5 protein-coding genes are annotated in these 4,724 nt (G+C 65.3%); 1 reads left to right on the top strand and 4 read right to left on the bottom strand.

The features are described from left to right. Together P4U43_RS17645 and P4U43_RS17640 are read right to left on the bottom strand one after the other, a co-directional pair. A partial coding sequence (locus P4U43_RS17645; RefSeq protein WP_277359906.1) for a VanZ family protein occupies nt 1-889 on the bottom strand: 889 nt, incomplete at its 3' end. A 32-nt stretch (nt 890-921) separates the two neighbouring features. Further along, nucleotides 922-2,751, bottom strand: coding sequence for an ABC-F family ATP-binding cassette domain-containing protein (locus P4U43_RS17640; protein ID WP_277359905.1), 1,830 nt, complete (start codon nt 2,749-2,751; stop codon nt 922-924). A 410-nt stretch (nt 2,752-3,161) separates the two neighbouring features. On the opposite strand from P4U43_RS17640, the gene P4U43_RS17635 reads away from it, so the two are divergent. After that, nucleotides 3,162-3,401 (top strand): hypothetical protein, encoded by a 240-nt coding sequence (locus P4U43_RS17635; protein WP_277359904.1) that lies wholly within the window; start codon nt 3,162-3,164, stop codon nt 3,399-3,401. 43 nt (nt 3,402-3,444) lie between these two features. Here the strand turns inward: P4U43_RS17635 and P4U43_RS17630 are convergent, their stop codons facing one another. Together P4U43_RS17630 and P4U43_RS17625 are read right to left on the bottom strand one after the other, a co-directional pair. Continuing rightward, complete coding sequence (locus tag P4U43_RS17630; RefSeq protein WP_277359903.1) at nt 3,445-4,395, bottom strand: 4-(cytidine 5'-diphospho)-2-C-methyl-D-erythritol kinase; 951 nt, start codon at nt 4,393-4,395, stop codon at nt 3,445-3,447. A gap of 87 nt (nt 4,396-4,482) precedes the next feature. Next, nucleotides 4,483-4,611 (bottom strand): hypothetical protein, encoded by a 129-nt coding sequence (locus P4U43_RS17625; protein WP_277359902.1) that lies wholly within the window; start codon nt 4,609-4,611, stop codon nt 4,483-4,485. Between the last annotated feature and the right edge of the window lie 113 nt (nt 4,612-4,724).

The following is a 4,724-nucleotide window of genomic DNA, read 5'->3' as shown; positions in this document are numbered from 1 at the left end:
TGCGACCCCACGAATCCTTGCCCTTCCACTCCGGGATGAGCCGCATCGCGTGTTGACCGATTGACGCTCCGGTACCCCGCCAGGCGGGAAGGAAGAACACGACAAGTGCCGGCGCCAGCGTGAGCAGGAGCGCTTCAACGAGGGTGGGCTCGTCCGATAGCACCAGCCCTTGCGGCAGTAACAACCGATACATGACCACCAGCGCGAAACCCGCCAGGTGAAAGGCCGCCAAATCCACGGCCATACCCACCCAGCGCCGCAGGTTGGTCACCGGCCGGGGCAGCTGCTGGGTAACGCGGAACGTTTGCGGGCGGGGCATCCACCACAGCACCACCGGAGCCACCAAGGCACCGAGCAGCGCTCCGGAAGTATTCAGGATCAGGTCATCGACATCACCCAGCCGGTAGGGGCACTCGTAGAAGCCCCACATCCCGGTAGCCTGCGTCGCCTCGATCACCAGTGACGCAGCAAGCCCGGTCAGCGTGGCCACTAGGACGGACCGCCCGGCGAAGCCGTGCAGGATCACTCCCCACGGCACTAACAACAGCACGTTGAAGAACACCTGCAGAACGGTGCGGCTGGTGAGCAGGCCAAGTGTGCCGGATGCCGACGCCACCTCAGCGATGTCCGATACGAACGAGAACGGCTGCCATTGCGGGCTCAAACCCGGCGTCGGGCACCTGCTCCCATGGCTGTCAGGCAGCGGTAGCTGCGTGTACGCCACCACGGCAGCTCCGTACACGCTCACCGCTGCCACTCCCAGCACACGGCGCGCTGTAAACCGCCCATACCGCCGGTACTGATACGCCAGCACCGGCACGAGGATCACGAGGAAAGCGGCCGTACCGAAGAGAACACCGACGATGGCCGGCCACGTCCACGCCCCCATGACTCCTCCGTTCGGTTACTACTCCCCCAGCGCTACTCCCCCAACACTTCGGCAGCCGCGAGCCACTGCTCCTCGAGGGACTCCTGCTCGGCCTGCAGCTCCCGCAGCTTCGCGTCGAGTCCGCTCATCTTCTCGAAGTCCACAGTGTCCTTGCTGCCGGCGTCGCTCATCTGCTGATTGATCTTCTCGATCTGAGAGCTGGTCTTGGTCATCTGCCGCTCGATACGGGTGAGGTCCTTCTTCGCCTGGCGGGTCTCTTCCGGTGAGGGACCGGCGGAACCGTCTGCCGCCGTCGTCGTGCCGTTGCCGCTGTCCGATCCCATTGGGGTGCCGGCAAGCTTGTCGCCGGATACTGCGGCTCCGCGGCGGAGCTGCAAGTACTGGTCCACGCCTCCCGGCAGGTCGCGGATCTTCCCGTCGCCGAGCAGCGCCAGCTGGGTATCGGTGACGCGTTCGAGCAGGTACCGGTCGTGCGAGACCACGATCAGCGTGCCCGGCCACCCGTCCAGCACGTCCTCAACCGCCGCGAGAGTATCGGTATCCAGGTCATTGGTGGGCTCATCGAGCATCAGCACGTTCGGCTCCCCCACCAGCAGACGCAACAGCTGCAGACGCCGCCGCTCCCCACCAGAGAGATCACCGACCGGCGTCCACTGCCGCTCGTTCGTGAACCCGAGCTGCTCCACCAGCTGGCTCGCCGAGACTTCCTTTCCGCCGACCGACACCACCCGCTTCTCCTGCTCGATCACCTCGGTGACGCGGAGGTGATTGGAGTCGTCGAGCTCGCGCACGTCCTGCGACAGGATCGCCGTCTGCACGGTCTTGCCGCGCTTCAACCGGCCGGATGTCGGCGCCATCTCGCCATTGAGCAGCCGCAGCAGCGTGGTCTTGCCGGCACCGTTGACGCCGACAATACCGAGCCGCTGACCCGGCGCCAACCGCAGGGTGACCCCCTTGAACAGAGGCTTCTCCCCCAGTTCCAGGGAGACATTCTCGAGGTCCAGCACGTCCTTGCCCAACCGGGCGGTAGCGAGCTTGCTCAGCGCGAGCGAATCGCGCGGCTCCGGAACGTCCGCAATGAGCGCGTTGGCGGCCTCGATGCGGAACTTCGGCTTGGCGGTCCGGGCGGGTGCACCGCGGCGCAGCCAGGCCAGTTCCTTCTTCACGAGCTGCTGGCGCTTGCCCTCAATAACGTTGGCCATGCGGTCACGTTCGGCCCGGGCCAGGACGTAGGCGGCATATCCGCCGTCGAACCCGTCCACGATGCCGTTGTGGACTTCCCAGGTGCGGGTGGAGATTTCGTCGAGGAACCAGCGGTCGTGGGTGACCACCAGGAGCCCGCCCTCGGTGGGACGCCAGCGCTGCTTGAGGTGCTCCGCGAGCCAGGCGACGCCCTCCACGTCGAGGTGGTTGGTGGGCTCGTCGAGCATGATGACGTCGTCGTCCCCTATTAACAGCTTCGCCAGCGCCACACGGCGCTTCTGCCCGCCGGAGAGGGAGTCCACGCGGGCGTGCCAGTCCACTTCGGCCACGAGGCCGCCCATGACGTCGCGGATCTTCGGGTTGGACGCCCACTCGTGGTCGGCCTGGTCGCCCACGATGGCGGCACCGACGTCGAGGTCGCCGTCGAGCACGTCGTTCTGGTTGAGGTAGCCCACGGTGACGTCGCGGCGTTTGGTGACGCGGCCGTCGTCGGGCGTGGTGCGCTGGGAGAGCAGGCGCATCAGGGTCGACTTGCCGTCACCGTTACGGCCGACCATGCCAATGCGGTCACCCTCCTCCAGTCCGAGGGTGACGCCGTCCAGGATGGTGCGGGTGGCAAAGGTGACGCTGATGTTCTCAGCACCGAGCAGGTGAGCCAACGTAGATACTGCTTTCGTTATGGGGATCAGTGTCCAACTTAGAACACTCTGGGGCACACGGGAAAACGCCTGATCGGTAGGCAGCTGAGATTGCGCACTCCAGAACCGCCGTTCATCGCGGGCATGCTGTACGGTGAAGAAGGAGTCACAGATACACGTCCCTCGACGGATTTTGAGCACACAGGATCCGTTGCCGCCCGCACCTCATTCCCGCGGTGCCTGGCTGTGGTTATTCATCACCACCCGGAAGCCACACAGCCGCTTCCCTCCCTGGAGCAGACCTCCAGACCTTATCCTTCACCCCCGCCGGCACCCGGTCGGAGCGCCTGATCCGCATCTTCGCGAACCAGCCCCTCCTTCCTCCTGCCAGTTCCCGTGACAGCTTCTGCGTCACGTAAGGAGAACCAGCCATGAGTTTCAACAGCAAAATCACGTCCAGCCAGTCCTTTCCCGCAAGCCTGCGCGCACTCCCCGACCGCGCCCTGCACGTGCTCAACAGCAAAGTGCACCGCGCGCAGGATGCGGAGTACCTGCTCGGAACCCCTGAGATGGAGACCGAATTCCGGAAAGAAGAACTCCGCGACGAGATTTCACGACGTGAGGCGCTGAGCGCTGCCGCCTCGTACCCGGCGTTGCGGATCGCGACCTAAGAACGCGGTCCGACCCGTCCCTTACAGGGCTTCTCGAAGCGGGCTAGGCGATATAGTCGCTGACAATCCTCGCACCGTGGGCGGGACCGTGCACCAGTTCGGTGCTGAGGCCGGCGGTGGCCAGGAGCGTGTCCACGGTGGCGGCGTGGTCCTCGGACTCGGCGAGGAAAGCGACCGTGGGGCCGGATCCGGAGACGATACCGGCGAGCGCACCCGCTTCCCTGCCGGCGGCAAGGACGTCCTTCAACTCGGGTGCGAGTTCCAGGGCTGCGGCCTGCAGGTCATTGTGGAGCAGGTCCGCGAGTGAGTGCGCGTCACCGGAGCGCATGGCGCTGAGAATCTGCGGGTCGATCTCGGGGATCTCCGGCGGCTCCTCACCGCTGGCGATGCGGAGGTCATCGAGCGTCCGGTACACCTCCGGTGTGGATAGCCCGAATGATGATGGCACCAGGACCCAGTGCAGCGGTGTCTTGGAAATGGCGGGTGTGAGCTGCTCCCCCACCCCAACTCCGACGGCGGTGCCGCCGATAAGCGCGAACGGTACGTCCGCGCCGAGGTCGATGGCGATTTTGGCGAGCTCGTCGCGGGAGAAGCCGCTGTTCCACAGGGCGTCGCAGGCGAGGAGTGCTGCTGCGGCGTCTGCTGAGCCTCCGCCCATGCCGCCAGCGATCGGGACGCGCTTGGTGATGTTGAGGTGGACCCCGGTGGACTTCTCGCTCAGCTCGGCCAGCAGTGCAGCCGCGCGGGCGGCGAGGTTGCTGGCGTCGAGGGGGATTTCCTCCATCGGGAGGTTGAGGCTGCCCTGGCCGTCCACCGTGACGGTGATGGCGCCGTCGTCCGTGGCTGTAGCGGTGATCTCCTCATACAGGGAGACGGCGAGGTAGACGCTGGCGACGCTGTGGTAGCCGTCCTCGCGGGGAGGACCCACCCGGAGGGAGACGTTGATTTTGCCCGGTGCCTTTACCCGTACGGCGCGGGGGCCCGTTGTGCGCATCCCTGCCGTTCTCCCAGCCACCATGGTGTCCAACTTAGATCACCTCAGCGCTGAGGAGAAACCGCCGGGTGCTGTGACTTGCGGGTTTCAGGGGCGCTGGTTGTCAGCGGTTACTTCGACGGGAAGGGGCTGCAGGCGCTGTGCGCTGGCCCGGCGATCAAGGATGACCTTGGCCGCTACCGCGAGGAACAGGACGGGGGCGGTGAGAATAGCCATGCCAATTAATAGGTCGATGAGTTCCAAACCGATTGCACCAAGCTTTCGTTTTTCTACGGACGCCTCATCCATGAATAACGTATGTGTTTATAAGCCGGTTCCCAAATTGGGGG

The organism is Arthrobacter vasquezii (assembly GCF_029455255.1).
Taxonomy (GTDB): domain Bacteria; phylum Actinomycetota; class Actinomycetes; order Actinomycetales; family Micrococcaceae; genus Arthrobacter_D; species Arthrobacter_D parietis.
The sequence above is the reverse complement of the archived record's forward strand: the minus strand, read 5'-3'. Positions and strand labels throughout refer to the sequence as shown.